The sequence below is a fragment of the Actinophytocola sp. genome (assembly GCF_049647105.1).
In the GTDB taxonomy this organism is placed as follows: Bacteria; Actinomycetota; Actinomycetes; order Mycobacteriales; family Pseudonocardiaceae; genus Actinophytocola.
On the sequence record NZ_JBARWZ010000294.1, the window covers coordinates 1 to 20,084 of the forward strand.

General features: G+C 67.0%; 21 protein-coding genes and 1 pseudogene. 12 read left to right on the forward strand and 10 right to left on the reverse strand.

Translation table 11 applies throughout. The features are described from left to right. From WBA97_RS35225 to WBA97_RS35240, 4 genes are all read right to left on the reverse strand, one after another. On the reverse strand, positions 1-1,033 hold a 1,033-nt coding region (locus WBA97_RS35225), incomplete at its 3' end, for a hypothetical protein (RefSeq protein ID WP_424235335.1). Positions 1,034-1,053: 20 nt separating this feature from the next. After that, on the reverse strand, positions 1,054-1,554 hold the full coding sequence (locus WBA97_RS35230; protein WP_424235336.1) for a hypothetical protein: 501 nt from the start codon (positions 1,552-1,554) through the stop codon (positions 1,054-1,056). Positions 1,555-1,677: 123 nt separating this feature from the next. Next, the gene (locus WBA97_RS35235) at positions 1,678-3,174 is read right to left on the reverse strand and encodes a CoA-acylating methylmalonate-semialdehyde dehydrogenase (protein ID WP_424235337.1); all 1,497 of its coding nucleotides are present in this window, start codon (positions 3,172-3,174) and stop codon (positions 1,678-1,680) included. After that, complete coding sequence (locus WBA97_RS35240) at positions 3,174-4,466, reverse strand: aspartate aminotransferase family protein (protein ID WP_424235338.1); 1,293 nt, start codon at positions 4,464-4,466, stop codon at positions 3,174-3,176. The genes WBA97_RS35235 and WBA97_RS35240 overlap by 1 nt, the downstream gene beginning before the upstream one ends. Positions 4,467-4,551: 85 nt before the next feature. Here WBA97_RS35240 and WBA97_RS35245 point away from each other — a divergent pair, with 85 nt between their 5' ends. After that, positions 4,552-6,171, forward strand: a complete 1,620-nt coding sequence (locus WBA97_RS35245) for a PucR family transcriptional regulator (RefSeq protein WP_424235339.1) — start codon at positions 4,552-4,554, stop codon at positions 6,169-6,171. Between the two features lie 19 nt (positions 6,172-6,190). On the opposite strand, the gene WBA97_RS35250 is transcribed toward WBA97_RS35245, so the two are convergent. Further along, positions 6,191-6,751, reverse strand: a complete 561-nt coding sequence (locus tag WBA97_RS35250; RefSeq protein ID WP_424235340.1) for a TetR/AcrR family transcriptional regulator — start codon at positions 6,749-6,751, stop codon at positions 6,191-6,193. A gap of 53 nt (positions 6,752-6,804) precedes the next feature. Here WBA97_RS35250 and WBA97_RS35255 point away from each other — a divergent pair, with 53 nt between their 5' ends. After that, complete coding sequence (locus tag WBA97_RS35255; RefSeq protein WP_424235341.1) at positions 6,805-7,638, forward strand: NUDIX domain-containing protein; 834 nt, start codon at positions 6,805-6,807, stop codon at positions 7,636-7,638. 25 nt (positions 7,639-7,663) lie between these two features. Beyond that, positions 7,664-8,458 (forward strand): LLM class flavin-dependent oxidoreductase, encoded by a 795-nt coding sequence (locus WBA97_RS35260; protein WP_424235342.1) that lies wholly within the window; start codon positions 7,664-7,666, stop codon positions 8,456-8,458. Here the strand turns inward: WBA97_RS35260 and WBA97_RS35265 are convergent. Continuing rightward, the gene (locus tag WBA97_RS35265; RefSeq protein ID WP_424235343.1) at positions 8,451-8,819 is read right to left on the reverse strand and encodes a hypothetical protein; all 369 of its coding nucleotides are present in this window, start codon (positions 8,817-8,819) and stop codon (positions 8,451-8,453) included. The genes WBA97_RS35260 and WBA97_RS35265 overlap by 8 nt on opposite strands. Continuing rightward, complete coding sequence (locus WBA97_RS35270; RefSeq protein ID WP_424235344.1) at positions 8,816-9,379, reverse strand: hypothetical protein; 564 nt, start codon at positions 9,377-9,379, stop codon at positions 8,816-8,818. Before WBA97_RS35270 ends, WBA97_RS35265 begins: the two co-directional genes overlap by 4 nt. Before the next feature lie 160 nt (positions 9,380-9,539). Between WBA97_RS35270 and WBA97_RS35275 the strand changes: the two genes are divergently transcribed. The 7 genes from WBA97_RS35275 to WBA97_RS35305 all read left to right on the forward strand — a co-directional run bounded on the left by WBA97_RS35275 (position 9,540) and on the right by WBA97_RS35305 (position 15,708). Then, positions 9,540-11,090, forward strand: a complete 1,551-nt coding sequence (locus WBA97_RS35275; RefSeq protein WP_424235345.1) for an NCS1 family nucleobase:cation symporter-1 — start codon at positions 9,540-9,542, stop codon at positions 11,088-11,090. Further along, entirely contained in the window at positions 11,083-11,925 is an 843-nt protein-coding gene (locus tag WBA97_RS35280; protein ID WP_424235346.1) for a nitrilase-related carbon-nitrogen hydrolase, read from the forward strand. The genes WBA97_RS35275 and WBA97_RS35280 overlap by 8 nt, the downstream gene beginning before the upstream one ends. Before the next feature lie 2 nt (positions 11,926-11,927). Then, positions 11,928-13,316 (forward strand): dihydropyrimidinase, encoded by a 1,389-nt coding sequence (gene hydA / locus WBA97_RS35285; RefSeq protein ID WP_424235347.1) that lies wholly within the window; start codon positions 11,928-11,930, stop codon positions 13,314-13,316. Between the two features lie 12 nt (positions 13,317-13,328). Beyond that, a complete protein-coding gene (locus WBA97_RS35290) occupies positions 13,329-14,327 on the forward strand; it encodes a TIGR03842 family LLM class F420-dependent oxidoreductase (RefSeq protein ID WP_424235348.1) in 999 nt (332 codons plus the stop codon). A 102-nt stretch (positions 14,328-14,429) separates the two neighbouring features. After that, a complete protein-coding gene (locus WBA97_RS35295) occupies positions 14,430-14,801 on the forward strand; it encodes a hypothetical protein (RefSeq protein ID WP_424235349.1) in 372 nt (123 codons plus the stop codon). A 12-nt stretch (positions 14,802-14,813) separates the two neighbouring features. Beyond that, positions 14,814-15,143, forward strand: a complete 330-nt coding sequence (locus WBA97_RS35300; protein WP_424235350.1) for a hypothetical protein — start codon at positions 14,814-14,816, stop codon at positions 15,141-15,143. 73 nt (positions 15,144-15,216) lie between these two features. Beyond that, positions 15,217-15,708 carry an NUDIX domain-containing protein gene (locus WBA97_RS35305; protein ID WP_424235351.1) on the forward strand — a complete coding sequence of 164 codons (492 nt, stop codon included), beginning with the start codon at positions 15,217-15,219 and terminating at the stop codon, positions 15,706-15,708. Between the two features lie 568 nt (positions 15,709-16,276). Here the strand turns inward: WBA97_RS35305 and WBA97_RS35310 are convergent. The 3 genes from WBA97_RS35310 to WBA97_RS35320 form a co-directional block, all read right to left on the reverse strand. Further along, positions 16,277-16,747, reverse strand: a complete 471-nt coding sequence (locus WBA97_RS35310; RefSeq protein WP_424235352.1) for a hypothetical protein — start codon at positions 16,745-16,747, stop codon at positions 16,277-16,279. An 8-nt stretch (positions 16,748-16,755) separates the two neighbouring features. Beyond that, a complete protein-coding gene (locus tag WBA97_RS35315) occupies positions 16,756-16,989 on the reverse strand; it encodes a hypothetical protein (protein WP_424235353.1) in 234 nt (77 codons plus the stop codon). A gap of 1,542 nt (positions 16,990-18,531) precedes the next feature. After that, entirely contained in the window at positions 18,532-18,879 is a 348-nt protein-coding gene (locus WBA97_RS35320) for a hypothetical protein (protein WP_424235354.1), read from the reverse strand. 380 nt (positions 18,880-19,259) lie between these two features. On the opposite strand from WBA97_RS35320, the gene WBA97_RS35325 reads away from it, so the two are divergent. After that, the gene (locus tag WBA97_RS35325) at positions 19,260-19,541 is read left to right on the forward strand and encodes a hypothetical protein (RefSeq protein ID WP_424235355.1); all 282 of its coding nucleotides are present in this window, start codon (positions 19,260-19,262) and stop codon (positions 19,539-19,541) included. After that, positions 19,528-20,073, forward strand: a pseudogene (locus WBA97_RS35330) (IS66 family transposase); the annotation flags it as partial. The gene WBA97_RS35325 and the pseudogene WBA97_RS35330, both read left to right, overlap by 14 nt. Positions 20,074-20,084 lie beyond the last annotated feature (11 nt).

Here is a 20,084-nt window from a genome sequence, read left to right on the forward strand (position 1 = left end):
AGCCGGAACCGAGGCCACGTGCACCGGAGCCGGGACCGCCGGAACCGGCACCGCCGCCCGACCCCGGACCGCCCATGCCACCGCTGCCGCCAGGGCCGAAGCCGCGGCCGCCACCGGGACCGAAGCCACGGCCGCCACCAGTACCGCCACCGCCGCCACCGTTCGGGCCGAAGGTCGCCGCGGGCGGCATCATGCCGGGGAAGTTGGGGTGGTTCGGGTTCTGGCCGGGGTTCTGGCCCGGCGGCAGTCCACGGGGCGGATCCAGCGTCGGCGGGGGCCGGAAGTCGCTCGGGTTCGTCTGGTTCGGGGTGGTCGAGTTGTGGTTGTTGTTCGAGTTGTTGTTGTTCGAACCGTTCGAGTCGTTCGAGCCAGGCACGTGGTAGTTGCCGCTGCCTGGCGTGTTGCTGCCGCCGGGGTCACGGCCCGAACCGGGCGGTGGCTCGTACGGCACCGGCGGGGTTGGCGGGACCGGGCGCTCGACGCCGACGGCCGAGTAGTCGTCGGTGATCCGGCCGTAGGTGGTCGGCATCGCCGAGGCGTTGGACTCGGACTCGCCCTCGTACGCCTCCATGATCTGGACGTTGTGGTCGTTGGCCGAGTTGACCTGCGTCATCTGGTTCTCGTAGTTGCGGTTCGCGCCGCCGAGACTCGTCAGGTTGTCCCACGCGCTCGGCTTGTCCGGCGTCGGCGGGACCTCGGTGACGGTGCGCTGCGCGTTCCGGAACGCGTCGAACTGGCTGTTCAGCGTGTTGTGCGCGGTCATCATGCCGTCCTGCGCGAGGCCGTGCTCGACCGCGAGCGGACCCGCGCCGCGCCGGGCGGCGCCACCGGCGTCGCCCTCCCAGGCGCCTTCCATCTGCGTGGTCAACGCGGTGATCGACTTGGTCCGCTCGTTGTAGTTCTTGATGAGCAGTTCCACGCGGAACGCCGCGCCGTACAGGCCGGCACCGTTGTCGCCGGTACCACCACGGAAGTTGTGGTAGATCTCCGAGCCGTTCATACCGAACAGGTTGAGGTTGTCCCAAAAGCCCATGCCCGAATCCCCTCCCCTCGTCAGGCCTCGCTGCCGCGAACGCTGCGCATCTGGTCGCGCGCACCGTCCTCCATGACCGCGATCTGCTCACGGCTCTCGTACAGCTTCTCGATGTAGTTCTCGGCGTACCGGAGCATCGCGTTGTTGTGCTGGAACATGTTGGACAGTGAGTCCCGCGACGCGTTCGCCTGGAACTGGCTCATCGTGTCCCCGGCGGGCTCCGCGATGCCGTCCAAGGCCTCGTGGATCGCCTGACGGTCGGCCAGGATGCCGTCGCGTTCCTCTTCCCACTTGGCGATGACGGCGTCAAGCTCCTCGAGGTTCGCGAACATGAACTGTCCGCCGGCCCCGCCGCCGCCCGACTCGTGCGGCTGCGGGGGGCCACCGAACCCGAACAGTGATCGCCACCAGGTCAGCACCTCTGTGGAGGCGATCTCCTGGTTCACCTGCTCGGCAGCCGTGCCCGGGTCCTGTTCCGGTTCCGTGTTCTCTGTGTTGTCCGTGTTCGCACCGTCAGGCACGCCCACCACGCCCCTCGTCCATGCTCACCTTGGTTGGCCTGAGTTTACCGCCTGTGACCAGGCCGTACTCCCGGGCATTATGACGGTGGACGCGGCGCTGTGGTTCCGCTTCGATCAACTTGGTCAGTCGTTGCGGGGGAAGCCCAGGTTCACACCCCCGTGGGAGGGGTCGAGCCAGCGGGACGTGACGACCTTCGACCTCGTGTAGAAGTGCAGGCCATCGGGGCCGTAGGCGTGGGTGTCGCCGAACAGCGAGTCCTTCCAGCCGCCGAACGAGTAGTAGCCGACAGGAACCGGGATCGGGACGTTCACGCCCACCATCCCCACCTCGACCTCGTTCTGGAACCGCCGGGCCGCGCCACCGTCGTTGGTGAAGATCGCCGTGCCGTTGCCGTACCGGTTGCCGTTGATCAGCTCGACCGCCGACTCGTAGGTGTCGGCGCGGACGACCGACAGCACCGGCCCGAAGATCTCGTCGCGATACAGCGACATGTCCCTGCGCACGTGGTCGAACAGGGTCGGGCCCAGCCAGAAGCCTGCCGAACCGCCGTCGATCGCGTGGGCGCGCCCGTCGACCACCAGCTCGGCACCCTCGCCGACGCCGGCGTCCAGGTAGGAGGTGACCTTGTCGCGGTGCGCGGCCGTGACCAGCGGGCCCATCTGGGAGCCCGGTTTGCTGCCGTCGCCGACCTGCAGCGCGGCCATCCGGGACACGATGCGGTCGATCAGCTCGTCGCCGACCGGGTCGACCGCGACCACGACGGACACGGCCATGCACCGCTCGCCCGCCGACCCGAAGCCCGCGGACACCGCCGCGTCGGCGGCAAGGTCCAGGTCCGCGTCCGGCAGCACGACCATGTGGTTCTTCGCGCCGCCGAGCGCCTGCACGCGCTTGCCGTGGCTCGTGCCCGTCTCGTACACGTACCGCGCGATCGGCGTGGAACCCACGAACGAGATGCCCCGCACGTCCGGGTGGGTCAGCAGCCCGTCGACCGCGGGCTTGTCGCCGTGCAGCACGTTGAGCACGCCGTCGGGCAGCCCGGCCCGTGTCCACAGCCCGGCGATGAAGTTGGCCGCCGAGGGGTCCTTCTCCGACGGTTTGAGCACCACCGTGTTGCCGCACGCGATCGCGTTGGGCACGAACCACAGCGGCACCATCGCCGGGAAGTTGAACGGCGAGATCACGCCGACCACACCCAGCGGCTGCCGCATCGAGTACACGTCGACCCGCGTGGACGCGTTCTCGCTGAACCCGCCCTTGAGCAGGGCTGGCACACCGCACGCGAACTCGACGTTCTCCAGCGCGCGGCCCACCTCGCCCGCCGCGTCGTCGAGCACCTTGCCGTGCTCGGCGGTGACGATGGCGGCCAGCTCGTCCTTGTGCTCGTTCAGCAGCTCGCGGAACGCGAACAGCACCTTCGACCGCGCGGCGAGTGAGGTGTCCCGCCACTTGGGCAGCGCACGCGCCGCCGCCGCGACCGCGGCGTCGACCTCCGCCTGCGACGCGTAGTCGACGTGCCCGGTGACCTCGCCGGTCGCCGGGTTCCACACCTCGCCCCGGCGCGCGGCCACACCGGACCACGGTTTGCCGTCGATCCAGTGCGTGATCGTCGCAACCATCAGCGGTCTCCTCCCGATGCGGCGATCGCGTCCCGCAGGATCGCCAGCGCCTCGTCCAGTTCGTCACCCGTCAGCGTCATCGGCGGTGCCAGCCGGATGACGTTGTTGTGCAGACCGCCCTTGCCGACGAGCAGCCCGCGCGCCCTGGTCTCCTCGAGCACGCTCGTGGCCACGGCTGGCGCGGGCGTCATGCCGCCCGGCTCGACGAACTCCACGCCCACCATCAGCCCCTTGCCTCGCACGTCCCCGACGACCGGGTTCGCCACAGCTATATCGCGCAGCCCCGACAACAACCGGTCACCGAGGGCGGCGGCATTGGCCTGGAGGTCATGGTCGCGGACGTAGTCGAGCACAGCCCGTGCACCAACCGTCGCGACCGGGTTACCCCCGAACGTGGAGATCGAGTTGGCGCCGAGGCAGTCCATGACCTCGCCGCGCGCGACGAGGCCGCCGATGGCGAGCCCGTTGCCGAGCCCCTTGGCGAAGGTGATGATGTCGGGCGTCACGCCATGCGCCTCGATGCCCCAGAAGTGCTCTCCTGTCCGCCCCCAGCCGGTCTGCACCTCGTCGGAGATGAACAGGATCCCGTGCTCGGCGAGGACCTCCGCGAACGCGCCGAACAGCCCGTCCGGCGGGGTGGCGAACCCGCCGACGCCCTGGATCGGCTCGGCGATCAGGCACGCGACGTCGCCGGAGGTCGCGGTCTGGAGCACGTCACACAGGTCCTCGACACACGCCTTGATGTAGTCGGCTTCCGACAGCCCTCGGAACGGGCTCCGGTACGGATACCCTCCGTGCACATAGGACACCCGGACCGGTGAAAGTGAAGAAGCCGACCAGCCGCGGTTGCCCGTGATGCCCACGGTCGCGAAGGCACGCCCGTGGTAGGAGTTCCGCATCGCCAGTACCTGGTTGCTTCGCCGGTACTGCGTGGCGAGCATCAGCGCGGTCTCGTTGGCCTCGGTGCCGGAGTTGGTGAAGAACACCTTGGCGTCGGGGATGCCGGACAGGCGCGCGATCTCCTCGGCCAGCTCGACCTGGCTGCGGATGAGGTACAGCGTCGACGTGTGCAGGATGCCGGTGTCGAGCTGTTTGCGGACCGCGTCGCTGACCTCGGCCACGTCGTAGCCGAGCGCGTTGGTGAGGATGCCCGCGAAGAAGTCGAGGTAGGTCTTGCCGTTCGAGTCGGTCACCCGCCGCCCGTGGGCGTGCACGATCTCCAACGGGTCGGAGTAGTACAGCGCGAGCCAGTTCGGGAGCACGGCGCGATGGCGGTCGATCAGACTGTCCATGTCGTCGAGTGTGCCGATGCGACCCCACGCCACGCCATGGACAGTGTGTATCGCGGACCGCTGCCCACCCGTACAGTGTGCGTGCATGTACCCGACCGTCGCGGACGTGCTGGCCCTCCCGGTGATCCGGCAGGGCATGGCGACGGTGGTCGCGGGCGCCGACGGGCTCGACCGGAAGGTCCGCTGGGTGCACATCGCCGAGATCGCGGACATCGCACCCCTGCTCGGCGGCGGTGAGCTGGTGCTCACCACCGGCATCGCCCTCCCCGACGACCCGGACGCGCTGACGAAGTACGTCGACGAGCTGGCCGCGGCCGGCGTGGTCGGCGTGGTGGTGGAGCTGGTCCGGCACTGGCACCGCGAGCTGCCCGCCGCGCTGGTCGAGGCGGCCGACGCGCACGAGCTGCCGCTGATCACGCTGTCCCGCGAGACGCGGTTCGTCGCGGTGACGGAGGCGGTCGTTGGGCTGATCGTGGCCGCTCAGGTGGCGGAGCTGCGGGCGGCGGAACGCGTGCACGAGACGTTCACGGCGCTGACCGTGGCCGGCGCCGAGCCCGCCGAGGTGCTGCGGGAGGTGGCGAGGGCGTCGGGGCTGCCGGTGGTGCTGGAGACGCTGGGCCACGACGTGCTGGCCTACGACGCGGCGGGCACCGACCCGCGTGAGCTGGTCGCGGACTGGGCGGCCCGCTCGACGGCGGTCACCGTCGACTCCCGCACCAGCTACCAGGCTGCGGCGGGCTGGCTGGTCACCGTGGTCGGCGCGCGCGGCAACGACTGGGGCAGGCTCGTGCTGGTGTGCCCGGCGGAGCCAGCGCACCGGCAGGTGGTCATCGCCGAGCGGGCGGCGTCGGCGCTGGCCGTGCACCGGCTGGTGGCCAGGGACCGGGAGAGCCTGGAACGGCACGCGCACCGGACGCTGCTGACCGAGCTGCTGGGTTCGACGACGTCCGCCGCGGACATCGCGGCACGGGCGAGCGCGCTCGGTGTGCCGCTGCACCGCCGCCAGCTGCTGGGGGTGTCGGTGCGCCCGTCCGCGATGACCGGGGCCGCCGCCCGCCCCTCGATGGCGACGCAGGAGGTGCTGCGCGACCTGGCGGAGGCGACGGCGCTCGCCGCGCGGCGGGCCAGGGTGTCCGCGCTGGTGGGGGTGGTGGACGACATCAGCGTGCGGGCGCTGCTGTCGCTGACTCCACAGGCCGACGCGGAGGCCGTGCTGCACAGACTGTCCAAGGAGATCCACCAGGCGGCGGCCAGTGCGCCCAAGGCGCTGCCGGTGATCGTCGCGGTCGGCACCACGGTCGAGGAGACCGCGGACGCCCGCCGCACCCTCATCGAGGCGGCCCACGTCGCGAAGGCATCGCTGCGCACCCCGGACGACCGGCAGTACCACCGGCTGGACGACGTGCGGCTGCGCGGCCTGCTGCACCTGCTCGCCGACGACGACCGGGTCACCGCCTTCGCCGCCCGCGAGCTGGGCCCGCTGCTGAGCCGCGACGCCACCCACAGCAGCCGCCTGGTGGAGGCGTTGCGGCACTTCTGTGCGCACGGCGGCAACAAGTCGGCCGCCGCTTCGGCGGCGCACATGTCCCGCACCGCGTACTACCAGCAGCTGGCGCGGGTGGAGCAGGTGCTGGGTGTCTCCCTCGACGACCCCGACTCGGTGCTGTCCCTGCACGTCGCACTACTGGTACACGAGATTGGTTAACTCCGGGGAGGCGGACTAACTAACCAAGCAGCGGCCTCAGGGTGTCGGCCGCGCAGCGCAGCGGGGTCACCGACCGCTGGGCGCGTGCCATGATCACCGCGCCCTCGACCATGCTGACCGTGGCGGTCGCGAGCGAGCGGGCGGCCGAGGGCTCGCGGCCGTACGCGACGAGGTGCGCGGCCAGTGGCGCGACCCACGACTCGAACGCGTTCGCGCAAGCGGTGCGCAACCGGTCGCTCTGCCCGCCCATCTCGAGCGTGACCACCGAGACCGGGCAGCCCAGCTGGTAGTCGTGTTCCTCGATCAGCCGTGCCAGCGCGGTCAGCACGCGGCCGACCACCTCGGCGGGCGACCCCTCGGCCGGGACCATCGTGCGGAACCGGTCGGCGGCCAGCTCGATGGCCTTCTCCCCCAGCGCCTCCTTGCCGCCGGGGAAGTGGAAGTAGAGCGACCCCTTGGGAGCGTTCGCGTGCCCCACCACGGTGTTGAGCCCGGTGCCGCTGTAGCCGTGGGTCTGGATCAGCTCCAGCATCGACTCGACCAGCCGTGCACTGGTCCGGGCCCCCTTGGTGTCTGCCATCGCGCTAGAATAGACCAGTCTATATATTTCTGACCAGAGGTGGCCTACGTACCATGAACAGTATGTTGCGGGACGGCGACGCCTTCATCCACTGTGGACTCGGCCACCGGCACTGGGGCAGGTTCGGCGCCGCCGGGCTGCTCGTCCACCACGACGGCGCGGTGCTGCTCCAGCAGCGGTCCGCGCTGTCGCTCGGCCCGGAGACCTGGGGCCTGTTCGGCGGCGCGCGGGACCGCGACGAGGCGTCGGTCGCCGCCGCGCTCCGCGAGACCGCCGAGGAGTCCACTCTGGACGTCGGCATGGTGGCTGTCCACGGCGTCGTGCGCGAGGACCACGGCGGCTGGCACTACGACACGGTCGTCGGCGACGTCGCGGAGCGGCCCGCGGTCGCACCGGGTGACTGGGAGTCCAAGGACGCCCGCTGGGTGCCCGCCGACGAGGTCGAGACCATGGACCTCTTCCCCCCGTTCGCCGCCTCATGGCCGACGACGCGCAAGGCGATGCGCAGGACCGTCCTCATCGTCGACACCGCGAACGTCATGGGCTCACGCAACGACGGCTGGTGGCGTGACCGGCACGGCGCGGCGACCCGCCTGCGCGACCAGGTCGGCAACCTCGACGGCGTGCCGCTCGCACCGTTCGACGTTGCGTTCCCCGAACTCGTCATGATCGTGGAGGGCAAGGCGAAGGAGGTCGGCGGCACCGAGCGCGTGCGGACCGTCCGCGCCGAGCACGACGGCGACGACACGATCGTCGAGACCGTGCGGCGGCTCGCCGCACCGGACGTCGAGATCTACGTGGTGACCGCCGACCGGGAGCTGAAAGGACGTTGTGCTGCCGAAGGCGCACAGACCCTCGGTCCGAAGTGGCTGCTCAACCAGCTGTGACTCCCGTTCCTGGTATGACATCACCATGACCACTCTCGGGTTCGTGTTGCGGCCGCAGTTCCCACCCGAACGGTTCGAGTCGGTGATCAGGACCGCGGACGAGGCAGGGCTCGACGAGCTGTGGCTCTGGGAGGACTGCTTCTTCGAGAGCGGCATCGCCCCCGCAGCGGCCGCGCTCGCGTGGACTGAGAACGTACGGATCGGCATCGGCCTGCTGCCGGTACCGCTCCGCAACGTCGCACTGTCCGCGATGGAGGTCGCGACCATCGAGCGGCTGTTCCCCGGCCGGTCGATGATCGCGTGGGGACACGGCGCGCAGGACTGGATGGGGCGGGCCGGGGCGCGGGCCGAGTCGCCGCTGACGTTGCTGCGCGAGTACCTGACCGCGCTGCGGCGGCTGCTCGACGGTGAGAAGGTCACGCTCGACGGCCGGTACGTGACGCTGAAGGACGTCCAGCTGGAGTGGCCCGCACCCGCGCCGATCTGGGCGGGCGCGATCGGCCCGAAGTCGGTCGCGCTGTGCGGGGAGCTTGCCGACGGCGTGGTGATCGAGGCCCGCGCCGGGGTGGACGGGGTGCGCAGGGCGCGGGAGCTGGTCGGGGACACCCCGATCACCGCCTACGTCCGGGCCGCCATCGGGGACGGCGCGCGGGAGCGCATCGACCGCGAGAAGACGACCGAGTTCGGCGTCGCGAACGACGACATCCCCGTGATGGTCGAACGGCTCGCGCAAGCCGGGGCGAACTCGGTGATCCTGCAGCCGACGGCGGACGAGCCCGACCTCGAGGGGCTCGTCCGCTACACGGCCTCGCTCAGATAGTCACCCGCGTGTGGACGTCGCCGCCGCCCAGCTCGGCGGGCAGCCACGCGTGGATCGTGTACTCGCCGGGACTCAGATACCGGCGCAGGTTCGCGACGCCGAACCCGAACAACGTGTGCACCGGGACGGGTCCGCCCGCCTGCGAGTAGCTCACCAGGTGCAACCGGACTCCTGGCCCGCCAACGACCGGGGTGAGGTCGGCGGTCGCCTGGAACTCGCCGTCACCGATCGGGACACTGCCGGCGTTGTACGCGGCGAGCGACAGGAAGTCCTGTTCCTCCAGGTACATCGCGTTCTCGACCTCGGTGACCCACCGGGCCCCCGCGCCCTCCTCGACGTGGGTGCTGGGCTCGTCGATCACGGGCGGTGCTTCCGCACGGGCACCGGGCGCCACGACGGGAAGTCCTCCTCCAGCACCACGAACTCGTACGGCGACATGACCGACCCGGTGTGTGCGAACGCCACGGTGGCCCTGAAGCCGACGACCGGGCCGTCGGGCCGGGCCCGTCCGGACGGGAACGCGATCCGCACGTCGCCGGTGTTGTCGCCGACGGCCGGGTTGTTCCAGTACAGGAGGACGTGTGCCTGCTCGGGCGCGCCGATGGCGAAGCGGCACCAGCCCTCGTCACCGGTGAGGATCGAGTTGGGCGTCTCTCCTGACAGGAACGTGCCGGTCGCACCCGGCTCGATCCGGTTCGGCGGCAGGATCTTCAGCGAGCCGCTGCCGTCCTTGCCTGGCCGGGTCCAGTCCCCAGGGCCCTCGCGCACCTCCTCGATGAACAACAGCGCGTGCCGCGTCCGGTTGACGACGGTGACGGCGGTGGAGTTCCTGGCGTCGAGCAGGTCCGTCAGCCCGATGCCGAGCTTGTTGGCGAGCTCGGCGTACTCGGGGAGATCGAGAAGTTCCCGCTGACTGCCCATGCCCACCAGAGTGGGGCCTGACCCGGGCGCGTGAACCGAGCATCGGTGCGGCCTTTGGGGCAGTCTCCGCGCGCCGCAACTGTCAAAGTGCGCACCGACCGCGCCAACGGTGTACACAGTGACACTGCCTCGGGAGATCGTCGCGCCCCACGATCCCAAGATGGCACTCACGACCACCAGCCCTGACGGCCGGGTCGACCTGGCGGACCACTCGGCCATCGCGGACAGTCCCTTCTACAACCCCGAACTCGCCCCAGTGCCGGTGGCGGAGCGCAACTGGACCACGTACAACTACTTCGCGCTGTGGATGGGCATGGCCCACAACATCCCCAGCTACCTGCTGGCCTCCGGGCTCATCGCGCTCGGCATGGACTGGGCGCAGGCGCTGCTCACCATCACGCTCGGCAACATCATCGTGCTCGTCCCGATGCTGCTGAACAGCCACGCTGGCACCCGCTACGGCATCCCGTTCCCGGTGTTCGCGCGGGCGTTCTACGGCGTGCGCGGGGCCAACCTGGCGGCCCTGCTCCGGGCGTTCATCGCCTGCGGGTGGTTCGGCATCCAGACCTGGGTGGGTGGTCAGGCGATCTACGTGATCGTCGGCAAGCTCACCGGGGACGGCTGGACAGGCGCGTCGGTGGTCGGCGGGCAGCCGATCACGCTGTGGATCTCCTTCGCCGTGTTCTGGGTGATCCAGATGCTGATCATCTGGCGGGGCATGGAGGCGGTACGCAGGTTCGAGAACTGGACGGCGCCCCTGGTGACCGTCGGTTTCCTGATCCTGCTGGCGTACGTGCTGGTCAAGGCGGGTGGCCTCGGGCCGATCCTGTCGCAGCCATCGCGGCTTGGCTGGGGCGCCGACTTCTGGCAGGTGTTCGCGCCGTCGCTGATGGGCATGATCGCGTTCTGGGCGACGCTGTCGCTGAACATGCCGGACTTCACCCGGTTCGGTGGCTCCCAGCGCAAGCAGGTCCGCGGGCAGATCCTCGGCCTGCCGACCACGATGACCTTCATCGCGATCGTCGCGATCCTGACCACCTCGGGCGGCGCGGTGCTGTTCGGCGAGGTGATCTGGGACCCTGCGACACTCGCGGCCCGCTTCTCCTCCCCGGTGGTCGTGGTGGTGGCGCTGGTCGCGCTGGTGCTCGCGACGATCTCGGCGAACCTGGCGGCGAACGTCGTGAGTCCGTCGTACGACTTCTCGAACGCGTTCCCGAAGAAGATCACCTTCGCGCTCGGCGGGCTGATCACCGGTGTCATCGGCATCGTCATCCAGCCGTGGCGGCTGCTCGCCAACGCGGACGTCTACATCAACGGATGGCTCGGGTTCTACGGCGGCGTGCTCGGCGCGGTCGCGGGCGTCCTGGTCTCCGGGTACTGGCTGCGGGCCCGCACCAACCTCGCGTTGGAGGACCTCTACACCAAGCGCGGCCGGTACTGGTTCACCGGCGGGTGGAACATCCCCGCCCTGGTCGCGACGCTGGTCGGCGCGCTGCTGGCGGTCGGCGGCGCGCACAGCGCGTCGGGCAACCCGTTCCCGGTGGACGGCCTGATCCCGTTCTTGAAGGATTTGTACAACTACAGCTGGGTCGTCGGATTGGTGGCAGCATCGGTCGTGTACCTGCTGCTGACCGCTCGGTCGGCATCGCAACAGTCGCGGGATAGTTCACCGGCACCCGAGCCGGTGACGGAAGGAGAGGCAGTTGTCTGAGATCGTCAGGGCGGCACTGGTTCAGCAGCGCTGGACCGGTGACAAGGAGTCGATGATCGCGAACGCGGTCACCCACATCGGTACCGCCGCGTCGCAGGGCGCGCAGGTGGTGTGCCTGCAGGAGCTGTTCTACGGGCCGTACTTCTGCCAGGTGCAGGACGCCGACTACTACTCCTACACCGAGCAGATCCCGGACGGGCCGACCACACAGCTCATGTGCGAGCTGGCCGACCAGCACAACGTCGTGCTGGTCGTGCCGATGTACGAGCAGGAGCAGCCGGGTGTCTACTACAACACCGCGGCCGTGATCGACGCCGACGGGACCTACCTCGGCAAGCATCGCAAGAACCACATTCCGCAGGTCAAGGGGTTCTGGGAGAAGTTCTACTTCCGGCCGGGCAACCTCGGCTACCCGGTCTTCGACACCGCGGTCGGCAAGATCGGCGTGTACATCTGCTACGAGCGGCACTTCCCGGAGGGCTGGCGCGCGCTCGGCCTCGGTGGCGCGCGGATCGTGTTCAACCCGTCGGCGACCTCGCGCGGGCTGTCGGAGTACCTGTGGCGGCTGGAGCAGCCCGCCGCGGCGGTGGCGAACGAGTACTACGTTGGTGCCATCAACCGGGTGGGCGTGGAACCGCTGGGCGACAACGACTTCTACGGACAGTCGTACTTCGCGGACCCGCGTGGCCAGCTCGTGGACGGCGCGGCGTCGGACAGCGAGGAAGAGGTCATCGTGCGTGACCTCGACATGGGCAAGCTGACCGAGGTGCGCGACCTGTGGCAGTTCTATCGCGACCGCCGCCCGGACACGTACGACTCGCTGACCGGGGCGTGACGATGACGCGGACCCTGATCAGGAACGGGACGGTCGTCAACGCGGACGGCGTGCTCTCGGCGGACGTGCTGGTGGACGGCGAGAAGATCGTCGCCGTCACCGCACCGGGTGTGTTCACCGAGGCCGACTCGATCATCGAGGCCGACGGGAAGTACGTGCTGCCGGGCGGGATCGACGCGCACACGCACATGGAGATGCCGTTCGGCGGGACGTTCTCGGCGGACACGTTCTTCACCGGCACCCGGGCGGCCGCGTGGGGCGGCACGACGACGATCATCGACTTCGCCGTGCAGGCCAAGGGCACCTCGCTGCTGTCGACGCTGGACAAGTGGCACGAGAAGGCCGACGGGCACTGCGCCATCGACTACGGCTTCCACATGATCGTCTCCGACGTCAACGACCAGTCGTTGAAGGAGATGGAGAGCTGCATCGACGCTGGCGTGAACAGCTTCAAGATGTTCATGGCCTACCCTGGCGTGTTCTACGCGACCGACGGCGAGATCCTGCGTGCGATGCAGAAGGCGACCGAGACCGGGTCGATGATCATGATGCACGCGGAGAACGGCATCGCGATCGACGAGCTGGTGGCGCAGGCCATCGCGTCCGGCCGGACGGACCCGGTGGAGCACGGCCTGACCAGGCCGCCGGAGCTGGAGGGCGAGGCGACGTCGCGGGCCATCCAGCTCGCGAAGGTCACCGGCGCGCCGCTCTACATCGTGCACCTGTCGGCGTCGCAGGCCCTCGCGGCGGTGGCGGAGGCGAGGAACACCGGCCAGAACGTGTTCGCGGAGACGTGCCCGCAGTACCTGTACCTGTCCATCGAGGACCTGGCCAAGCCGGACTTCGAGGGGTCGAAGTACGTGGCGTCGCCGCCGCTGCGGCCCAAGGAGCACCAGGCCGACCTGTGGCGCGGCCTGCGGACCAACGACCTGTCGGTGGTGTCGACCGACCACTGCCCGTTCTGCTTCAAGGACCAGAAGGAGCTGGGCCGCGGGGACTTCTCCAAGATCCCCAACGGGATTCCCGGCGTCGAGCACCGGATGGACCTGCTGCACCAGGGTGTCGTGGCCGGTGAGCTGTCGCTGCGGCGGTGGGTCGAGGTGTCGTCGGCGACGCCGGCGCGGATGTTCGGGCTGTACCCGCGCAAGGGCGTGATCGCGGCGGGCGCGGACGCGGACATCGTGGTGTACGACCCGGTCAAGCAGCACACGCTCGGCGTGGACACCCATCACATGGCGGTGGACTACTCGGCCTACGAGGGCATGTCGATCACCGGTGGTGTGTCGACCGTGCTGTCGCGGGGCTCGGTGGTGATCGACGGCGGGGAGTTCCACGGGTCGGAGGGCCACGGGAAGTTCCTGTCGCGCGAGCTGTCGCAGTATCTAGTCTGATTGGGGTTCGGCATGGACTTCGGTGTGGTGCTGCAGACGGACCCGCCAGCGTCGGCGGTCGTGGACCTGATGGTTTCGGCCGAGCAGCAAGGTTTCACGTACGGGTGGACATTTGACTCGGTCGTGTTGTGGCAGGAACCGTTCGTCATCTACTCACAGATTCTCGCTGCGACCGAACGCCTGGTCGTAGGGCCGATGGTGACCAACCCGTCCACTCGCGACTGGTCGGTCACCGCGTCACTGTTCGCAACCTTGAACGACATGTACGGCAACCGAACGGTGTGCGGCATCGGCCGTGGTGACTCCGCGCGACGGGTCATCGGGCAGAAGCCGGCGTCGTTGTCGGTGCTGCGTGATTCCATCCACGCGATCCGCGATCTCGCGGAAGGACGGGAGGTTTCACTTCATGGCGCACCGGTACGGATTCCGTGGGTACGGGACGGTCGGCTGGAAGTCTGGATGGCCGCGTACGGGCCGAAGGCACTCCAGCTGGTCGGCGAGCACGCGGACGGTTTCATCCTGCAGACGGCCGACCCCGCGATCACGCGGTGGACGATCGACTCCGTTCGCGCCGCGGCCAGGGCCGCGGGGCGGGATCCCGGCGGCATCACGATGTGCGTGGCGGCGCCCGCGTACGTCGGCGATGACGTGGCGCACCAGCGCGACCAGTTGCGGTGGTTCGGCGGCATGGTCGGCAACCACGTCGCGGACCTGGTGGCCCGCTACGGCGAGTCGGGACCGGTGCCGCATGAGCTGACCGACTACATCAAGGGCCGCGAAGGCTACGACTACGCGCACCACGGCAAGGCGGGCAACCCGTCGACGGACTTCGTCCCCGACTCGATCGTCGACCGCTTCTGCCTCGTGGGGCCCCCGTCGGCACACGTGGACCGCCTGAACGAGCTGGCGGAACTGGGCGTGGACCAGTTCTCGCTGTACCTCATGCACGACCAGAAGGAGCAGACCCTGGCCGCATACGGATCGGAGATCATTCCGAAGCTGACCGCGTAGCCCTTTTGGGGCGGCCCGGCAGGTCCGTCCGCACGCACGCTAGGCCATGTGCCACCTCCTGCCGACCCGGCAATGTGGACGCCGGACCAGCAGGAGGTGGCGATGGCCGAGCAACCAGCCGACGCGCCGCTGTCCGACGACGGGCAGTGGTGGTGGGACGGCGCCGACTGGCAGCCGGTCGAGTCGGGGCCGCAGGCCAGCTACGACCCCGGCACGACCGAGGTCGGGCAGCTGTCCGACGACGGCCAGTGGCGGTGGGACGGCACCCAGTGGCAGCCCGCGGGCGACGCGGGGGACCCGGACGCGCCGGTGGCGCTGCCGGACGACCTACGCGCGGAGATGGCCAACTTCGGGGAGTACTACCCCGAGCTGATGGCACTCGCCAACGCCAACGACATGGAGGACTGGCTGATCAACGTCGTGGGGATCAGCCAGGAGGACGTGCCGACCGAGAACGACGAGCCGGTGGCGTGAGGGGCGAGTGACATGGCCTGTTTCAAGCAGTGGGTGAACCTGACCGGGTGCACGCTCGCGGGTGCCGCGGGCGGGGTCGGCATCGCGGCGTCCGGGATCATGGAGGTCGGCTCGGTCGGCGCGCTGACCCCGGCGGCGGCCGCGACCCTGCTGGGGTCGACCCTCGCGCTGCTGTCCGCCATGGCGTTCGCCATCGGCTACGGCATCGACCTCGCCGAGTGCTACGAGGCGAACGGCAGGCACGACGCCGCGGCACGGGTGCGACAGCGGGTGAGCGCGCTGCAAGGCGAGCACGACCGCCTGTCCCAGCTAGTCGAGCGACTGCAGACGATCGCGGCCTGACGAGTACACGCTGGTGGAGGCGCGTCGAGGTAGCCTCGGAATGCCCAGGGCCCCCAACAGAAAGTCACGAACTGTGGCCGAACTGCACCTGTTGCCCTACGACGAGTACGTGGCCCAGCTACCGCGCAAGAGCGTGTCGGCCGGAGTGTTGATCCGGGACGACCACGGACGGGTCCTGCTGGTCGAGCCCTCGTACAAGGCCGGATGGGAAATCCCCGGAGGCGTGGTCGAAGACGGCGAAGCGCCCTGGACCACCGCCGTCCGCGAAGTGCACGAGGAGATCGGACTGGTGCGCCCGCGGGGCCGGCTGCTCCTGATCGACCACGTGCCGGCCGACAATGACACGTTGCCCGAAAGACTCGCGTTCATCTTCGACGGTGGATCGATCGATCCCTCTGATGTTGGGCGCCTGGTGCTCAGCGCGGAGATCGCCGCCGCCGAGCTGTGCGACCTGCGGACGATGCTGGAGCGGGTGAAACCGATCCTCGCTGCGCGCCTCGGCGCGGCGATCAAGGCCGCCGAAGCCGGCGTCACGGCGATGTGCGAGCGAGGCCAGGAGGTCTGATGTCGCGGTCGGCACTACCGGAGAACCTGGTGCGGCTACGCATCGCCCGGGATATGTCCCAGGAGGTGCTGGCCGGTCCCTCTCGCCACCAGCCCTCTTGAGGGCTGGCAGCCGTGTCGACATCCGCCTTCCCACGTTCCATGCAGAAGCCGCAGACCGGAATCGCGCCGCCTCCATGCCGGACACCGCCTGGCCAATCAACGGGCACCCGCCAGGCTCATCCCGGCGCCATTTAACCGCCCCGGTTCTGATGTCAGCTGCTTGTTTCGACACGTCAACAGCGGTTCGCTCGCGCTCGCCTTCCCGGTCCCCACCCGACACGCTCCACGGCGTGCCTTCTCCTCAACGCTCACCACGACGGTCTTCAGCCAACGCAGCTTGAGGTGGTTTGAAGCCTCCCCCGCAGGACGGCTCCGAAGGGCCACAAACCTTCATCTCCTGCACAGCACCACATCCAGCAAGGTCACCTACCTATCCGACCTCACCTTCCGCGCTCGTGGCGCACTTAAACAACAAGCTCAGAGATCACGCGCTTCTTTCCCATTCTTCTACAATACAATAAATCCGATCATCCGCATCGGACGAGATCGGCAAGTTCGACGAGAAACCTATTAAACCTCAAGTCGGCATGAGCGGAAAAAAGCACGTCAAGAGCTGACCGAACTGCCATGCTTGGAGCTTCCTTCAAGTCGTACAGAGAGACCGATGAAACCGAACTAGAAAAGCTATAGGAGAGCTCCACCACGTCCCCGACTCTCGTAGCCATAATTGAGTCTTGAGTTTGCGAAGACTCCACAACCGATTCACCGGACGATACGACTTCGCGGCACAGTTGAACAACCATCAGGACAAAGTCCACGACGGGGAGGCCAGGCGTCCTCAATGGCACCTCGTTACACCCATCACCGATCACCACGTCGGAACTGAAGTAATGAAAAGTCAAGTCATCGGCCGTTAGCAGGCGGAAGGACAGCCCCGACAGGCCCTTGGCATCCCAGGATGGGTCGTCGATGCGAGGCATGAATGTAAACGAGATCATTTCGACTCCTAGTACATGAATCTCGGCATTGCGGTGACGAAGTTCCCTCCATCATCGACGATGATTCTCATGCCATTCTGGCCCATCGCACCGATTTCCATATCACCGAAATCGTAGTCGACATAACACCCGCCGCGCGGGTCGGACTTAGACCTAGGAACCTGCGTCCCATTCTTGATCGCCTCATCCACCATCCCCCGGAATCGGGCCCGGTCGATGCCAACGGCAAATACATTCTCCACCTTCCCAGCGTTATCGTAGACCCCTCCATGTGAATGCTGGTCCCAAGCATGGTTGAACTGCCGGTTCCTGCAATACAGTTTGCATTATGGACCAGTACCGGAGTCTGCCCCGTCAGCACATTGGACGTGATCGGCAATTCGAGAAGTTACCTACAACGCTCTTTCGACTGTAGCGTGGTGGCTACTGCCGAGGACTCTTCTCAGAACTCCGAGGGTCGCACCCCCAGGCCATTTCCGACAAGCGGGGCCACCACTCGCACCAACTTCCGCTGAATGGCTCGCAGTGTCTTGACTGTCACTTCGTCAGACCAACCTGTCGTGGTCGACCACTCATATCCTGAACCGACCACGTCACTGGCAAAGGCAATCTCTGTCGCAAGGAGTGTCCGCGCCCAGTCCATCGGTTCAAGTGGCTCCCCTGCAACGAGAGCGGATCGGATCTTAACGCATTGTTTGGGCAAGTCTGTCGCACTGACGAACCCCATTGCGATGGCGAACTCCTCAGTGCAGCGAGCGGGGCCGCTCCATTCCATCAAGCCCTTACGAAGCAGTCGAACCTCTTCGTCCGTGAGCAGCAACTGCTCCGCTGACTTCTTAGTCATTGCTTGGGCCTCTCAGTTCAGCTCGTTGTTCCAATATTCATCCACCGTATCTGCCCCGCGCCAAAAGACGGTTCCACCGTCGCCATGCATAGGGTCATGGATCACGATAGTCTCGCCATCCTGGCCTAGATATGCCTTCCGATTGTTGTTGAGGTCCTTCGCGCGAAGGGGGTTTCTTATCACACCCTTGACGTGCTCCTCAAGATCACTGGCAGACATTCCCGGGAATTCCGATGCATGCTTTCTGTCCGCATGGCCCCGAGCGATATCGGCAGCGTCGTAGGTCCGCCAGCAATTAGAATTGTGAACGAGTACCGGAGTGGCCCTCGCCAGCACATAGTACGTGTGGATGTCGGCGACCGTGAGGTTGTGAACCCTTCGCGTCTGGCTGTACACGGCCAACGGCCACGACGTCGACCGTTGCCCCCCGAGTGTCAGCCAGACCCTCACCTGTGTGCACGGCCGAGGCTGCTAGCCACTGCTTCTTCTCCGCCGCCCAGAATGGGTGCGTCGCGGTGGCGACGATCGTGCTGGTCTTGTCTCCGGCTGGGCCGTCGGTGTCGATGGTGAGCTCACAAGGTCTTTCTGGCCTTGTGTTGTGATGGTGCCGACCACGGTCTTCGCGGCGGATTCTCCGCTGACGGGCTCGGTGGCCAGGACCTGGTCGCCGACGTTGATGTCTTCGATCGGTTTGGTGGTGCCGTCGGCCATCAGGACTTTGATGCCGTAGTTGCGTCCAAATGGTCAGGAAACCCTTCCGGCCCGAAAATCACCAAGGCCCTCGCGGCTCGCTCACACAAACGAAACCATGACCGCTTCACCCCGCGAATTCGTAGAGTGCTTGCAGCACCGAAGTCACATCGCGTCAGGCGACTCTATACCCGACCGAACATCTGATCGACTTTATAACGATAAAATAACTCTGAGACATCTGCACAAACTAGGGACCAGTAGCCTTGTCCAGCACCTCGATCGCCACCGGATGACTTCGAAACCCAGGGTAATCTCTATCGAGATCAGCGATCACCCTCGTTGCAAACTCGCCGGCCGCCTGAGCGAACTGGTCGATTCGACAGGTCGCAACCTGCGGCCCTACGGTCCAACTGATATCTACACTCTGTTCATTCCGGACAAAGAGCATTGAGTCACCGGACTCCGTAAAATTGTAGCGCGAACCGCGTGGTACGTTGTCAGGCAGCTCATCGACAATCGTTACGATCGAGAGCGCGAAGTGCACAACAGGCACCCAGGCAAATTCCGTGACGAACTTTACCTGCCCCACTCTCATCTGTACGTCACCCAAAAAGAAGTACCAGAGGAGGTCACCACGACTCGCCTCACGCGGATCACGAATGTACTCCCACCCGACAGGGTTCGGCCCGCTCTCGAGGCGGTAGGCTATTGAAACCAAATCATAACCTCCGTTTATAGTGGATGCATTGTCGATACCATACCCTCAGGCGTCACCCACACTCGAACCCGCGTCGACCCTTTGTCACCCATGACCCTTCCGGGCCCAAAGTCGTAATCGTGTGCATGATTTCCCGTAACAGTGTCGATTTCGCTCGGAACTGGCGATCCTCTCACAACTTCGTTGGCAATACCTTCAAGTTCCTCCGGTTCAATTCCGTCACGAAACTTCGTCCCCTTCGCAGGTGAGCCATAACCGTGAAGCGGCAAAATATGCGTGTCCAGTCTAACTTCGGCGATCGCAACTGGCCCGTTACAGTTGTGAACCAGAACAGTGGCGCCGCCTACCAAAACATAGTAGGTGTGGATGTCAGCAATCGTAAGGTTGTGAACTTGCTGTTGCCGACTGTACTTGTCGACCGCTACAACATCGACTTTCGTTCCGTGCGCGTCGCGAAGGCTGAAGTCGTTGCGTGGCAAGAGCGGGAAGAGGCCAGGCGGGCAGCCTGGCCATCCAGGATCGACGTTGGCGCTGGTTGATAACCCGAACGAGTGGAAGCGACATGAGCCCGGCCCGTGTGGGGGTTGTGGTGCGGACCTCGCGGACGCGCCCGAGGTCGGGATTGAGCGCCGCCAGGTGTTCGACCTGCCGCCGATCACGGTGCGGGTGACCGAACATCAGCTCATCGCGCGCCGCTGCCGGTGCGGAACCACGACCTGTGGTGTGCCGCCGAAAGGTGTGACAGCGCCGGTGCAGTATGGGCCGCGGATCACCGCGATCATCCTCTACCTGTATGTCGGGCAGTTCCTGTCCAAAAAACGCACCGCACAGGCCTTGGCCGAGTTGTTCGGCATCCCGGTCTCTGAAGGCACCGTGGCGACCATGACGAAGCGGGCGGCCTCCGGGTTGGGCGAGTTCCTCGATATCGTGGGTGATCGGATCGCCGGATCGGAGGAGGCCGGGTTCGACGAGACCGGTCTGCGCGTGGCCGACAAACTGCACTGGGTGCATTGCGCCCGCACCAACAAATACACCCTGATCACCTGCCACCGTGGACGCGGCCAGGACGGTATCGACGATGC